Raw genomic sequence first — 13568 nt, 5'->3', positions numbered from 1 at the left:
GTTTCACTGCCGGTGATTGATTAATTACCTGATTTACTGTTCAGATAGTTAAAGAAGTCACTGTCAGGCTCCAGCAGCATAATGTCGCCAGTACTGTTAAAGGACTTCCGATAGGCTTCCAGACTACGGGTAAAGGCGTAGAACTCAGGGTCCTGACGGAATGCCTTGGCATAAATCTCTGCGGCTTTCGCGTCGCCGTCACCCCGGATCATTTCCGCATCCCGGTAAGCGTTCGCCAGAATGACCCGCTGTTCACGGTCTGCATTCGCACGGATACCTTCCGCCATCTCCAGACCTTTAGAGCGATATTCCTGGGCTTCTTTATCCCGCTCGGAAGACATACGCTCATAAACCGAGTCACTCACCTGAGGAGGCAGGTCAATTTTCTTAACCCGGACATCCACCACGCTCACACCCAGCTCATCACGAGCCACAGAGTTCAGTTCGTCGGTGATCTCGTTCATCAGACGGTCACGCTGACCAGATACCACTTCGTTCAGGGTCAGAGCACCAAACTTGTTCCGCATACGGGATTCCGCACGCTGAGACAACAGAGTGTTGGCACGGAACAGGTCACCAGCAGTGGCACGGTAGAAACGACTAACGTCGTCAACACGCCACTTGATGTAGGAGTCCACGATAACCGCTTTCTGTTCCAGAGTCAGGAAACGCTCGGAAGGCACTTCCAGATTCTGCAGACGGGCATCAAATATCCGCACATTATCCACAAACGGGATCTTGATATGCAGGCCGGGCTGGATATCATCTTTAACCAGCTGACCAAAACGTAACTGTACCGCACGCTCACGTTCGTTGATTACAAACAGGCTGCTCCATGCAACGATCAGGGCAACCAGACCAATGACCAGAGCGCTGAAACCTTTCTGACTCATCGTACAGTCCTCCCGGTGCTGCTGCGCGCACTACTCACTCGCCGATTCAGCTCCTCTGTTACCTGATTAGCGATATTGCTTAAATCCTGCTGTGACAGGGCAGATGAGCCATCAGAACCCTGATTTGCGGACTTGGGCTGATTCAGACGATCCAGCGGCAGGTACATCATGTTATTACCACCTTCAACATCCACCAGAACCTTGCTGGTTGTCCCCAGAACGCTTTCCATGGTTTCCAGATACAGACGTTCGCGGGTGACATCGGGCTCACGACGATATTCGTTCAGCAGCTTCACAAAACGGTCTGCCTCACCTTCTGCCCTGGCCACCAGTTCGTCACGATAAGCGTTGGCTTCTTCCAGCTCACGCTGGGCCTGACCACGGGCTTCCGGAACCACTTTGTTGGCATAAGCGTCGGCACGGTTTTTCGCACGCTGCTCGTCTTCCCGGGCACGGATTACATCATCAAATGCAGCCTGTACCTCTTTCGGAGGCTGGGCGCTCTCGATGTTCACCTTGTTAACCTTCAGACCAGTACCATAAGCATCCTGGTAGTCCTGCAGGCGCTTACGCACCTCTACGCCCATGGTTTCACGACCTTCAGTCAGCACCTGATACATCTCGGAGCTGCCGACAACGTGACGCAAGGCACTTTGAGAGGCTTCTTCCAGACTGACCATAGGCTTGGCTACGTTAAGAACGTAGGACTTAACATCACCAATGTTGTACTGAACGGACATCGACACTTCAACAATGTTTTCGTCTTCCGTCAGCATCTGCTGGCGCAGGTTGTAGGTACGAAGTTCGGTAACCTTTTCCTGATATTTGGTTTCAAAAGGCGGGAAATAGATATGCAGGCCCGGCTCAACGGTCTGATGATATTGACCAAAGCGCAAAATAACGGCGCGCTCTTTTTCGTCAACGGTATAAACGGCATTCCAGATATAAGCCACAGCGGCCAGTATCAGAACACCGATAAACATCCCTGATGAAGAGCCCGAAGAAGCCGAACTGCCTCCTCCGGAGTTTCCTCCACTTTTACCACCACCAAAGAGTGAGTTCAGTTTATCCTGAAGCTTACGTAAAGCGTCGTCCAAATCAGGGGGTCCCTGATTCTTCCCTTTGTTACCACCACCCCAAGGATCCTGGTTATTTCCACCCGGCTCGTTCCAGGCCATATATGTCTCCGTAGAGTCAGTATCTAATCGGCTGCAACGTCTGTTGAAACCACGTCATTGCGCGGGAAAACCAGCTTACCTATCGATTTGAGCAAGCGACTTGAGCAAGCGACTTGAGCAAGCGACTTGAGCAAGTGATCAGCACCAGTTTTCTCACAAAAAAGAACGGTCATTCAGCGTGCAATAAGTTATAAGGTCGGAGCTGCCTACCTGAGAACAGGCTATTTTCATCACAGGTGATAAAAGCAGCTTTTCTTTGCTCATGGCTGTTTATCGTTCTGAGCCAGATTGTAGAGTTTGTGTAGCAAAAAGCGCAAGCCGAATCGGTATTGTCCACTACACAGATCAACATATTGATCTCAATTTACACAATCTGAGCACTTAACGCTCAACCAGACAGCCCTCTTGCAATCCTTCCTGTTTGGAAATTCTGTCGAAATCATGTCGTGGTAAACGAATGTCCAACAGCAACTCCCCCGTATCGGCATACTCTTCTGATTGAATCGCACCTAGCTGATAAAGTCGAGACCTGACTTTGCCCTGATGTGGCTCCAGTCGCAGTGTACCCTGTACCAGGTCTTCACCCAGCAGCTCTGCCACTGCCTGAAGAACCAGCTCCAGGCCTTCACCCTGCATCGCAGACACCCAGACTCTGACGGGGTTTCCCTGATCATCACGCTGAATTTTCGGTTCTACGTTTTCCAGCAGGTCGATCTTGTTGTAAACCTGAAGTCTTGGCACTTCGTCTGCGTTGATCTCTCCCAGCACGTCATGTACCTGCTTGATATTATCAAGCCTTTCAGGGTCATGTGCGTCAATAACGTGTAAAAGCAGGTCAGCCTGAGCCGTTTCTTCCAGCGTTGCCCTGAACGCTTCCACCAGTTTATGCGGCAAATGACGGATAAAACCAACGGTATCGGCCAGTACGGATTCTCCCACGTCCGGCAAATCCAGACGGCGCAGAGTCGGGTCCAGCGTTGCAAACAACTGGTCCTGCGCATACACATCGGATTCAGTCAGGGCATTAAACAGCGTGGATTTACCGGCGTTGGTGTAGCCTACCAGAGAGATCAGCGGCACCTCCGCACGCTTGCGGTAACGCCGTCCCTGATCACGCTGTTTGCGAACTTTATCCAGTCGTTTGGTGATGCTTTTGATACGAACCCGCAGCAGTCGGCGGTCAGTTTCCAACTGGGTTTCACCCGGCCCTCTGAGACCAATACCACCTTTCTGGCGTTCAAGGTGAGTCCAGCCCCGTACCAGTCGGGTGCTCAGGTGCTGCAGCTGCGCCAGCTCGACCTGCAGTTTACCTTCAAAGGTTCTTGCCCGCTGGGCAAAGATATCCAGAATCAGGCCCGTGCGGTCAACGACCTTGCACTCAAATTCTTTTTCAAGGTTACGTTCCTGACTGGGGGAGAGTGCGTGGTTGAAAAGCACCACGTCGGCTTTGTGCAGTGTAACCAGCTGCTGAATTTCTTCTACTTTTCCCTGCCCGATAAAATAGCGTGGCGAAGGTTTGTTACTGCTGACCGTCACAAAATCAATCTCAGAAATGCCTGCAGAGCGGGCAAGCTCCCTGAATTCGTGAGGGTCCTCACGCTCCTTGTCATCAGTCATATCCAGATGGACAAGAATCGCATTTTCACCACCTTCATGGCGTTCAAAAAACAATGATTATCTCCTGAAGTCGGTTTAATCCGATGTGCATAGTAATATCAATTACTATTTTCAACCACCTGAGATGCTCCACCAGAAGCCCGGCGATCGTTATTTACCTGATACAGAAACACCAAAAGGCGCACTAGGCGCCTTTTGGTGTAGGAAGCAGTTTGTACCTCAAGCTTATTGATCATCCCGGGAAGGGGACAAACAAGCAGACAACTGAGGTCAATTATTCCTGCTCATGCTCTGGCATATCAGAACCTTGCATCGGCAGGCGAACCGGACGGCTCGGCACTACTGTGGATACAGCATGCTTGTAAACCATCTGGCTTACAGTGTTCTTCAGAAGGATCACGAACTGATCGAAAGATTCGATCTGTCCCTGGAGCTTGATACCATTTACCAGGTAAATGGAAACCGGCACGCGCTCTTTACGCAGCACATTAAGGTAAGGGTCTTGTAGAGAATGCCCTTTTGACATTTCTGTACTCCTTATTAATTCTCGGATTTTGAATAGCCTTGTTTCACTTTTAGGTGAGCCATTCGCTTGACCGGCAGTGGCAGTACCTAATTGTTCAATCTGTGTACAGCCCAGAAAAATGCTGAGCAACAGTAAGCGATGCCCCACACTGCCTTCAATAGGTAATACTAGCTACTCAAACCGGACCTGCAGAAAGTATTGCAGGTTCTTACGTGCCAATCCGTCACGGAACGGTTCATTCTGTAACCAATCGCGTCATCAGTGCGAACAAGGAATTCGTTAATTATCTAATATATACGGGTAGTTTTCAGTACTTTCAAGGCGTCATCCAACAGACTTGGTGACAGACTGTCCAGCCAGTCAACGTCTGACCAGCCTCGCAGCCATGTCAGCTGTCTTTTTGCCAGCTGACGGGTCGCAATGATTCCCCGTTCAATCATTTCATCGAAGTCCATTTCACCTTCAAGGTAACTCCACATCTGGCGATACCCCACGGCACGAATCGCTGGCAGGGTCGGGTCAAGGTCATCCCGTCCGTATAATCCACGAACCTCTTCCTCAAATTTGTTCTGAATCATCTGCTCAAAACGAATTTTTATGCGTTCATGCAGGACAGAACGCTCCTGTGGAGCAATAGCGAGATTGACCAGTCGATAAGGTAAACGCTGGTCTTCCTGCTCCTGGTGCCAGACTGAAAGCGGCTTGCCAGTTGTTTCATAAACTTCCAGCGCCCGCTGAATGCGCTGGGCATCACGGGGCTTTAAGCGCTCTGCCGTTACCGGATCAACCTCCTGCAAACGCCTGTGCAGTTCTGGCCAGCCTTTCTCTGCGGCTTCCTGAAGGATGCGCTCCCGTACTTCAGGGGCTGCTGAAGGCAATTCAGCAATGCCATCCCGCAAAATTTTGAAATACAGCATGGTGCCACCGACCAGCAACGGAATTTTGCCCCGGGCTGTAATCTCAGCCATTTCACGCAGGGCATCTTCACGAAACATGGCCGCAGAATAGGGTTCGGACGGGTCTTTGATATCAATCAGCCGATGGGGTGCGCGGGCCTGTTCTTCAGCAGTCGGCTTGGCGGTTCCGATATCCATCCCTTTGTAGACCAGTGCAGAATCGACGCTGATCAGTTCGCAGGGCAGAACCTCGGATAAACGGATCGCCAGATCCGTTTTGCCAGACGCTGTTGGCCCCATCAGGCAAATAGCCGGGGGCAGTTCAGCTGAATTATTGATATCAGTTGCCATAAATCTCTGGAAGTCAGGGGTCAGTCGTTTACAAAAGAGGCCAGAGTCTACCCGAAAGCGTCTCTTAGCGGCAGTTGTGGCTTTGACCAATAGACAGCTCGGAGGTTCCCATCACTGTTGGAATAAGTTCATGCCCATGCCGGGCGTACCAAATGATTTAAGCTTGATGACCAGGGTACCTGAACTAATGTCAGGTTCCGGGCTTTCAACCTCGAAGTCTTTCCTGCGCGACGAATGAGGACGTTTATTATGCCATTTAACTGCATTGCTGTTCCTGATAACTCCATGTTTAAACATACCCCTTCAGGAAATCTTTTTGTTTTAAAGCGAACTTGCAGTGTTAAAAAATTAATACTAACCCTATACCACCAAAAAGCTAATGGCTCAGAAATAAAAGCAGGCCATATAAGCGCATCTTGCAAATTTAGTCGTACTCTGGTTTTCGAACGACGGAATGATCTGGACTATTTCACTATTAAATTTATTTTTGTTAATGCCGGGTATCGCAATACCTCACTTGGAACATTATTGATGTTAATCTTAACCTGCGAGGTCGTGGTAAATGGTGGAAGATATCTGTATGTGGTCTCCCCGATCTATAAGGCTTACGGGTTTTATCTTCAGTTTGGTTTTCACCCTGCCCCGGAAAACGTGTCCAGAAATTACTGGGTAGCTCTGGACAATCTCGAAGACCCGGATGCTGGGTTGCAATTTCAAGACAAGTTTGAATTGATAAGGTCCCACAAGCTGTGGAAAGGTAATATTGACATTGTATATCACTCCCTTAAGAAGAAAATAAACAGTGTTTTCACTCCTGAAGTAACCTATTCGGGGTGAGGAAAAACTACCTGTACGTCTTCAGAAACCTGCAACCCTGTTTCAAAATGGTATTTTATCCCGTCAGCCAGCTCATCCAGTTGTCGTTGAAGCCGGGTAGTTATCCATGGCGTCATAAACCACCTTCCCAACAACCCGAAGCGGGGACGAACGGTAAGAGTAATCGTCAGGTCCGATTGAAGTCCCAGCTCATCGTCCGGGTCAATATGATAACGCGTTTCCATATCGTGGAACGGGAGAAAAAACGAAGCGTCGTTAAGCCGCAGCACATATCCCTGACCATCATCCCACTCAATCACTTCTTCCTGTACTGTCCGCCGTTTTTTCAGCCAGACAGTACGTTGAACACCCTCTCCCTTTTTCTGATCAGTATTGATGTTACTGCCGCTAACAAACGGTACATAATTCTGCACCTGTGACAGGTCTGACAGCTGTTCCCAGACTTCTGTCACAGGTTGATGTATCAACGACTGGGACTGTAGCCGGATACGGGGATTGTTCTGCGGGACTTCCATTAATAACAACATCACAATGAGTAAAAAAAACGCACAAGCCTTTTTCATCCCTTGAGTCCCTCTGGCTGTTAAACGCTATCGCCCCCGTAAAAACAGCTTATCCAGCTGATCCATTGTCAGCATAGTCCAGGTTGGGCGTCCATGATTGCACTGGCCACTGCGTTCCGTCTGCTCCATGTCTCGCAGCAGCGCATTCATTTCTTCAATAGATAAACGACGATTCGCCCTTACCGAGCCATGGCAGGCCATGGTGGCAAGGATTTCATTGATCTGGGATTCAACCCGGTCACTGTCGCCATGCTGTGACAGGTCAGCCAGCACATCACGCACCAACTTTTCTACGTCAGCACTCTGCAGCATCACCGGAACCTGACGCACCAGCAGTGTTTCAGGCCCCATGCGCTCAAGCGCTAACCCCAGTTTTTCAAAATAACCAGCAAACTCTTCAGCAATATTGGCTTCCCGGTCACTGACCGCTATAGACTTTGGCACCAGCAGTGGCTGGGCTTTTATGCCATCAGCATGCCAGGCAACTTTCATGCGCTCATAAGTGATGCGTTCATGGGCAGCGTGCATATCCACCAGCACCATGCCCTGCTCATTTTCAGAGAGGATATAAATGCCTTTCAGCTGCGCCACGGCAAAACCGAGTGGCGGCATACCAGAGGCATCAGACGCAGGCAGTGGGTCATTCACACTGGTAGCGGCTGGATTTGTTGTGGCTGGGTTTGCTGCAGCAGGCACATAATTCGGTGCCGCTGACTCTCCTACTACCGCAGCGGGTCGGGGTGATGTAGCCACTTCCGCAGGGCTTGCAGCAGCAGAATACAACTCGCTGTAAGCTTGCAGATGTTTCTGGATTTGCGCCGGTTCCGGCGCACGCTCAACAGTCCGGTTAAAGCTTCCAGTCACTGCCGATGAGCCAGCTGAAGCAAAGGCAGTCTGCCCGGCAGGTTTGGGGGTTGCTGTCAGCGAAATATTTTCCTGTCCCTGAAACTCTCCTGCTTCGACGCCAGTCGCCAGCGGCTGAGTCTGGGTCAGGGTAGAAGGAGGCAGTTGCGCATCAGGCGTCACTTCTCCCAAAGCCCGATGCAAAGTACTAAACAGAAAGTTGTGCACCGTTCGCCCGTCACGGAAGCGAACTTCGTGCTTGGTCGGGTGTACATTGACATCGACCATGGATGGATCCAGCTCAAGGTAGAGCACAAATGTCGGGTGACGACCACTGTACAGTACATCGCGGTAAGCCTGCCGAACGGCATGAGCAACCAGCTTATCCCGAATCACACGACCATTAACGAAGAAGTACTGCAGGTCAGCACTGGAGCGGGAAAAGGTTGGCAGTCCAACCCAGCCCCACAGTTTCAAACCAGAGGCTTCAACATCCACAATAACGGCATTTTCAATGAATTTAGGACTGCACAACGAAGCTACCCGACGATCTTTTTCTGCCTGAGTAGTCGCCGGTCGTAACTGGTGAATGCTGCGCTGGTTATGCCTCAGGGTAAACCCCACATCAAAGCGGGAGAGCGCCAGACGTTTTACCACTTCTTCCAGATGAGAGAACTCGGTTTTTTCCGTGCGCAGAAATTTACGCCTTGCTGGTGTATTGAAAAAGAGGTCTTTGACTTCCAGCGTGGTACCAATTGGATGCGGAGCCGGGTTCACAACCGCATCCATATCCCGCCCTTCGGTACGAACCTGCCAGCCGGATTCCTGTCCCTCGGAGTTTGATGTCAGTGTCAGTCGTGACACCGAACTGATGGAAGCCAGGGCTTCACCACGAAAACCCAGCGTTGCCACGCCCTCAAGGTCTTCAAGCTCAGAGATTTTACTGGTGGCATGTCGGGACAATGCCAGCGCGAGTTCGTTTTTACCAATACCGTGACCATCATCACGAATGCGAATCAGTTTCACACCACCATTTTCCACCTCTACCGTTACCCGTCCTGCGCCCGCATCCAGACTGTTTTCCAACAGCTCTTTTACAACGGAGGCAGGGCGTTCAACCACTTCACCGGCAGCGATCTGGTTAGCAAGGCGGTTGTCCAGCAGGCGGATTGGCTTCATATTGCAGTGTTATTCCGGGTGAGTTCAAAGTCTTCAGAAAATGACCGACGATCATGGTAAAAGAGGTTAATTCGTTCGACTGCTTCCCGGCAACTGAATGAAATGCGTGTGGGAGGCATCTCTGTTCGGATTGGTCAACAGTCGGACTGTTTCAGCAGGATTACCATTTTCTGCATGGTTTCGTCTGCTCAATAATCGCAAGACTCTCAGTAGAATTCCAGCAAAACAGACGGGCTGGACTACTGTTTGCCTGACTGGGTAATGCCAGCGAATTTGCAGAGAATCCCAGGGTCTTGCGTCAGAAACACCAGTCTGACCCAAAAGATCCGACGGGGTGACAGACTCCTGATTATTGCGGCCTGTATAAATTATAAAACGAAAGGATAATGTCAGGGCAATACCATTTGCCTGGTAATGACTTCCATCTATCCGGGCCAGATAACCGGAAAAAGGTCGTACGTTTCCTGTACTGGTGTCTACATCAAGCCACCTTAAAAAACTTCGAACATTATCAAGCCATTCAGGATCTGCAATCCTTTGCAAGTCTTCTCTTCTAACATTAAAGCGAACAATAAAAGACTGGTAGGTCGTCCTGTCAGGTATATTAATCGTTTCAAATGAAAGCAGATTATTAGCCGCCAAAAGACCTCGAATGAGATTAACGCTTTCAACACCAACCTCCAAAATATCAAAGCGATTACGCCTCTGGTTTGTGTTTATTGGTGGAAAGCTCTGTGTACCAGAGGCTGAGTCTATTTGTGGGCGCTGGATAGCTATCGTCCTAAAAGGGAAATGCTCTCTGAACCGCTGAAGAACCAATTCATGATCCTGCGATGAAACCCTGATTCTAACAGCAACCCTGCCTTCATCATGGAAAACAAGCCTAATGAAGTGCCAGTCAGCTATTGCCCCCTCGCCCTGCAGTCTGTCCGCCAACTGTCCTATAGAATTTAACAGCCACGCCAGTTGCTCCAGCTGATCAACCGCAATAAAAAAATCCCGCTGATCCACTCTCGGGGGCTCACTGGCGACAGATCTTGCCGGTGGGTGAAAGCGACTGTCAGCCATGATCAGAAAAACAGCCCGAATAGCAGAAACCAGATGGCTGCTGTATTCAGCGAAATTTAACCCTCTATGCCCGATACCACCATTAAAAATGAAATAGGCCGCATTGCTGGCTTCTATGGCATGGAACGAAACTTCCTGCACATTAAGATGTGCATTTTCCAGCAGCCAGTTTGCATCGAGTTGTTTACCTGTCCGGATAAAAACGACCTTAGCGTTATCAGATTCACAGCCTTCAGGGAAAATTCTGTAATAACTTGCGAACAATGTGTCAGAGCAGGTAAAGAAAAAAATAAAATAAAGCAAGACGCCCCGGGAAAGCAGAACTGATGACAGGCATCTTTGCATTAATAACAACCTGTGATGGGTGAACTATTCTGACAATCGTCAGAATATAGCCTGTTCTGTTAATTTTTCAGGCTCAATTCAGGATTATAAGTGGAAGGGGTCTCCATTGGTGATATTGAACTGGAAAATAATGCTCTGACCTGCAGCAGCGTCTGCGTCTAAACGATCTTGAGTAACGAATTTCAACTGGTCAGGCTTCCGTTAAGATGTAATCATGTTGTCGTCTAAATCAAGACTTTGACCTAAAAAAACGAATGAAATACAGAAATAACTATGTGGTGTTGAGCTATGATCTTGGGCATCAGTCTGGTTACAGGAGTGACCGCTATTATCTCAGGGTCGAGTACGACTTCTGATTGAGAAAACGGGGCAGCCCCTGATTCTGCCCCGTTTTTCTCACTTCATTTCAATTTCTGTGAGCACTTTGCCCCTGATAACTAGTAATAAAAAGGGAAAATAAATACACCAGGTTTGTCATATAAAAGTTTGTTTGCAAGCTATGTTGCACACTGTTCAACCACTCAATAGCCCTTTCATTCCCTGCCGATCTGGCGTGTTCAAGCGCATAAGTGAATTCATCGGGATAATATGACATCCATATCACCAGCAGACGGCGCAACTCAGTAAATGCCGGAGCTGGATTGGAACGAGAAGGCAGTGGACCAGACTCGAGGTTGACTGATGGCACTTCATGCCAGTGCGAGGAGGTGCTGGCGATTACTTGTAAAACATTTAACCCGGATGCGTTCACTGACGTAGCAGGTATCCCGGCATCAATCAAACTGATAACCAGTTGGTAATTCCTGCTGTCCAGTGCCGCAAAAAGGAGAGAACCATATTCATGGGAAGACTGAAAAAAGCTGGAAGTTCCAAGTCTTTCAATAATAATCTCTGCAAACAATGCGTTGTCTTCCGTCATACGAACAGCAGCATCCAGCAGTTGATATTGCTCCTGCGGGCTGCGCCGGTAAAGCAGGTTCGACACAACTTCACTTAATGCATCACTTTCAGTGCTTAGGGGCAACACACTGCTTTGGGGCTGGGCTATGTGAGGAAAAGCCCGCTGAATGAACCACCAGATGGCAACGGCATTTCGGCCAAGTAAATCTAAAGGGTAAAAACTTCGGGTATTCAGAGCCAGCCTTGTATTTATCCACTGCTGAAGACCCTCTGCTCCAGTCGCAGTAACCCACTCTTCTGTATCCTGCAGGTAGGCAGAGGTCTTTTTTTCACCGGCACCGTTCAGCTCTTCCAGCTCAAAGCCTAATGGTGAAATAATGGCAGTCGCTGGTTTTGACAGCAAAATGAAAAAGACAGCCAGTGCAACAAACCGAAAAACGTACATGGCGCTCTGCATGTTTTACCCAGAGGACTGATTTCAGGAAGAACAGTGTAGATGCCGGTTGACACCTCTTCAATAAAATGGCCAGCCAGCCTTGGATTCTTTCCTGATGCTGATGGGTGTGCCGTTCATAATATTACGGGCTTTCATGCCACTCAGACTGTCAACGCCAGACAATCAGCGTCGTAAATCTCCATCCGTTATCACACCGGCCAGGTCTTCCCCGTCCATGACCAGGCAAATCTTGAAACCGGTTGCGGTCATCGCCTGCATCACATCTCTGATTTTACTGTCAGGTTTAATGCAGCCATAGTTGTCGGCACTCATTATGTTGCGTACCCAGGTAATTTTCTAGTCTTTCTTCAAACCTTCCAGGTCACTTGCCTGAAAGCGGTGCAGTGCTTCCGCCAGCAAGTCGCCAATCGCCAATCGCCAATCGCCAATCGCCAGCAGTACGGTGGTATAAGTCGTGGGGGCGTGCTCCTGATCGGCCAGATCTTCGGTCACACTGGCATCCAGAACAATAAATGAAGTTAGTTCCATGAGTACCCTCCTTTTGCAACGACTCAACCGGCCGCTGGGAGCCTGGTTATGCAATAATAATTCCATGAATACCACCAACAGCGCTAAACCCGGAGCCGCCTGATATGTCTACGCCTGCGATGTCCAGCTCTTCATCACCCGCTGCTTCACCCCGCTTATCTTTTTCTGCACTTGGTCCCGGCATTATGGTGGCCGCTGCTGCCATTGGCGGGTCACATCTTGTTGCTTCAACACAGGCGGGTGCCGTCTATGGTTGGCAACTGGTAGGGTTGATTATTCTTGTTAACTTTTTTAAGTATCCGTTTTTCCAGTTCGGAGCACGCTACAGTGCCGCTACCGGGGAAAGTCTTCTGGCTGGTTATGCTCGCCTTGGAAAGCCCTGGTTAGTGTTGTTTCTGGTTTTGAATGTGTTTGCCGGAGTGGTCAATATCGCAGCATTACTTGGACTGACCGGTGCCCTGGCTACTTTTATTGTGCCGGGCGTTACACCTCCGGTTCTGGCCGGGGTGGCAGCAGTCATTAGTTTGATGATTGTTTTGCGTGGGCATTATCGAATGGTCGATGTCGTTTCCAAGTGGATCGTGTTGTTACTTGCTGTAGTAACCGTATTGGCAACCCTGCTGGCGTTCAGTCAGCCCGCTGCAGCTGCCCCCGGCTTTGTAGCCCCGACGCCATGGACGCTGGCCTCCCTTGGAGTGCTTATTTCCCTGATGGGCTGGATGCCTGCCCCGGTGGAAGTGTCAGCGATGAACTCTGTCTGGAGTCGCAACAAATTTATGAATCGTGGTCGTCCTGATATGCGGGTAGCGTTGTTTGATTTAAACGTTGGCTTTATTGGTACAGCACTCCTGGCTTTGTTCTTTGTGGCATTGGGAGCGCGTATTCTGCATGGTTCCGGTGTAGAACTGGCAACCAGCGGGGCAGCTTTCAGCCGACAACTGGCGGATATGTACGGTGCCGTTATAGGGGACTGGAGTCGTTGGTTGGTGATCACAGCAGCACTGTGCTGTATTTATAGCTCAACGTTAACATGCATCGATGGCTACAACAGGGTTAACAAAAGTGCCATCGACAACTTGCGTGGCGAAGATAATCCCGATACAGAAAGCCCGCTGTTAGTGTTGCTGGTTACATCCGGGGCGCTGGGGTTGGTATTGATGTTTCCCGGCACGATGTTAGCCATGTTGAAATTTGCCATGATTGCGGCTTTTTTGACGACCCCTGTCTTTGCGCTGATGAACTATCGTCTGATTCGTGCCAGCCACATTCCGGATGAACATCGCATTGGCAAAGTATTAAACATCTGGAGTCAGGCCGGTTTAGCGTTTCTGTTTGGTTTTTCCTTCCTGTTTATCTGGTGGCAGTGGTTAATGTGATGAGTTGATGA

At 49.6% G+C, this 13568-nt stretch carries 13 protein-coding genes; 2 read left to right on the top strand and 11 right to left on the bottom strand.

The genetic code is table 11. The features are described from left to right. Positions 1–20: 20 nt before the first annotated feature. From hflC to miaA, 5 genes are all read right to left on the bottom strand, one after another. Positions 21–893 (bottom strand): protease modulator HflC, encoded by an 873-nt coding sequence (hflC, locus tag V5J35_RS14210; RefSeq protein WP_354007773.1) that lies wholly within the window; start codon positions 891–893, stop codon positions 21–23. After that, positions 890–2071 (bottom strand): FtsH protease activity modulator HflK, encoded by a 1182-nt coding sequence (gene hflK / locus V5J35_RS14205; RefSeq protein WP_354007772.1) that lies wholly within the window; start codon positions 2069–2071, stop codon positions 890–892. Before hflK ends, hflC begins: the two co-directional genes overlap by 4 nt. A 381-nt stretch (positions 2072–2452) precedes the next feature. Beyond that, positions 2453–3742, bottom strand: coding sequence for a ribosome rescue GTPase HflX (gene hflX / locus V5J35_RS14200; protein WP_354007771.1), 1290 nt, complete (start codon positions 3740–3742; stop codon positions 2453–2455). Positions 3743–3962: 220 nt separating this feature from the next. Further along, entirely contained in the window at positions 3963–4214 is a 252-nt protein-coding gene (hfq, locus tag V5J35_RS14195) for an RNA chaperone Hfq (RefSeq protein ID WP_034879339.1), read from the bottom strand. A 287-nt stretch (positions 4215–4501) separates the two neighbouring features. Further along, positions 4502–5461, bottom strand: a complete 960-nt coding sequence (gene miaA, locus V5J35_RS14190) for a tRNA (adenosine(37)-N6)-dimethylallyltransferase MiaA (protein ID WP_354016419.1) — start codon at positions 5459–5461, stop codon at positions 4502–4504. Between the two features lie 249 nt (positions 5462–5710). Here miaA and V5J35_RS14185 point away from each other — a divergent pair, with 249 nt between their 5' ends. Continuing rightward, positions 5711–6298 (top strand): GNAT family N-acetyltransferase, encoded by a 588-nt coding sequence (locus tag V5J35_RS14185; protein WP_354007770.1) that lies wholly within the window; start codon positions 5711–5713, stop codon positions 6296–6298. Here the strand turns inward: V5J35_RS14185 and V5J35_RS14180 are convergent. From V5J35_RS14180 to V5J35_RS14155, 6 genes are all read right to left on the bottom strand, one after another. Continuing rightward, positions 6286–6861 carry an SRPBCC family protein gene (locus V5J35_RS14180; RefSeq protein WP_354007769.1) on the bottom strand — a complete coding sequence of 192 codons (576 nt, stop codon included), beginning with the start codon at positions 6859–6861 and terminating at the stop codon, positions 6286–6288. The two genes, V5J35_RS14185 and V5J35_RS14180, sit on opposite strands and share 13 nt — an antisense overlap. Positions 6862–6888: 27 nt before the next feature. Further along, entirely contained in the window at positions 6889–8883 is a 1995-nt protein-coding gene (mutL, locus tag V5J35_RS14175) for a DNA mismatch repair endonuclease MutL (protein WP_354007768.1), read from the bottom strand. Between the two features lie 66 nt (positions 8884–8949). Further along, positions 8950–10296, bottom strand: a complete 1347-nt coding sequence (locus V5J35_RS14170; RefSeq protein ID WP_354007767.1) for a hypothetical protein — start codon at positions 10294–10296, stop codon at positions 8950–8952. A gap of 406 nt (positions 10297–10702) precedes the next feature. Further along, positions 10703–11641 carry a hypothetical protein gene (locus V5J35_RS14165; RefSeq protein ID WP_354007766.1) on the bottom strand — a complete coding sequence of 313 codons (939 nt, stop codon included), beginning with the start codon at positions 11639–11641 and terminating at the stop codon, positions 10703–10705. A gap of 174 nt (positions 11642–11815) precedes the next feature. After that, positions 11816–11965, bottom strand: a complete 150-nt coding sequence (locus tag V5J35_RS14160) for a CBS domain-containing protein (RefSeq protein WP_354007765.1) — start codon at positions 11963–11965, stop codon at positions 11816–11818. A gap of 24 nt (positions 11966–11989) precedes the next feature. Next, entirely contained in the window at positions 11990–12181 is a 192-nt protein-coding gene (locus V5J35_RS14155) for a phosphoheptose isomerase family protein (RefSeq protein WP_354007764.1), read from the bottom strand. A gap of 104 nt (positions 12182–12285) precedes the next feature. Between V5J35_RS14155 and V5J35_RS14150 the strand changes: the two genes are divergently transcribed. Continuing rightward, a complete protein-coding gene (locus V5J35_RS14150) occupies positions 12286–13557 on the top strand; it encodes an NRAMP family divalent metal transporter (protein WP_354007763.1) in 1272 nt (423 codons plus the stop codon). Positions 13558–13568: the final 11 nt, after the last annotated feature.

It is taken from the genome of Endozoicomonas sp. NE40, assembly GCF_040549045.1.
GTDB classification, from domain to species: Bacteria; Pseudomonadota; Gammaproteobacteria; order Pseudomonadales; family Endozoicomonadaceae; genus Endozoicomonas_A; species Endozoicomonas_A lisbonensis.
This window is presented reverse-complemented; position numbering and strand designations above follow the sequence as displayed.

Excerpts from the sequence above, each read along its gene's own strand:
- hflC (WP_354007773.1), bottom strand. The coding sequence starts at position 893 with ATGAGTCAGAAAGGTTTCAGCGCTCTGGTCATTGGTCTGGTTGCCCTG.
- hflK (WP_354007772.1), bottom strand. The coding sequence starts at position 2,071 with ATGGCCTGGAACGAGCCGGGTGGAAATAACCAGGATCCTTGGGGTGGT.
- hfq (WP_034879339.1), bottom strand. The coding sequence starts at position 4,214 with ATGTCAAAAGGGCATTCTCTACAAGACCCTTACCTTAATGTGCTGCGT.
- miaA (WP_354016419.1), bottom strand. The coding sequence starts at position 5,461 with ATGGCAACTGATATCAATAATTCAGCTGAACTGCCCCCGGCTATTTGC.
- V5J35_RS14185 (WP_354007770.1), top strand. The coding sequence starts at position 5,711 with ATGCCATTTAACTGCATTGCTGTTCCTGATAACTCCATGTTTAAACAT.
- V5J35_RS14180 (WP_354007769.1), bottom strand. The coding sequence starts at position 6,861 with ATGAAAAAGGCTTGTGCGTTTTTTTTACTCATTGTGATGTTGTTATTA.
- mutL (WP_354007768.1), bottom strand. The coding sequence starts at position 8,883 with ATGAAGCCAATCCGCCTGCTGGACAACCGCCTTGCTAACCAGATCGCT.
- V5J35_RS14170 (WP_354007767.1), bottom strand. The coding sequence starts at position 10,296 with ATGCAAAGATGCCTGTCATCAGTTCTGCTTTCCCGGGGCGTCTTGCTT.
- V5J35_RS14165 (WP_354007766.1), bottom strand. The coding sequence starts at position 11,641 with ATGTACGTTTTTCGGTTTGTTGCACTGGCTGTCTTTTTCATTTTGCTG.
- V5J35_RS14160 (WP_354007765.1), bottom strand. The coding sequence starts at position 11,965 with ATGAGTGCCGACAACTATGGCTGCATTAAACCTGACAGTAAAATCAGA.
- V5J35_RS14155 (WP_354007764.1), bottom strand. The coding sequence starts at position 12,181 with ATGGAACTAACTTCATTTATTGTTCTGGATGCCAGTGTGACCGAAGAT.
- V5J35_RS14150 (WP_354007763.1), top strand. The coding sequence starts at position 12,286 with ATGTCTACGCCTGCGATGTCCAGCTCTTCATCACCCGCTGCTTCACCC.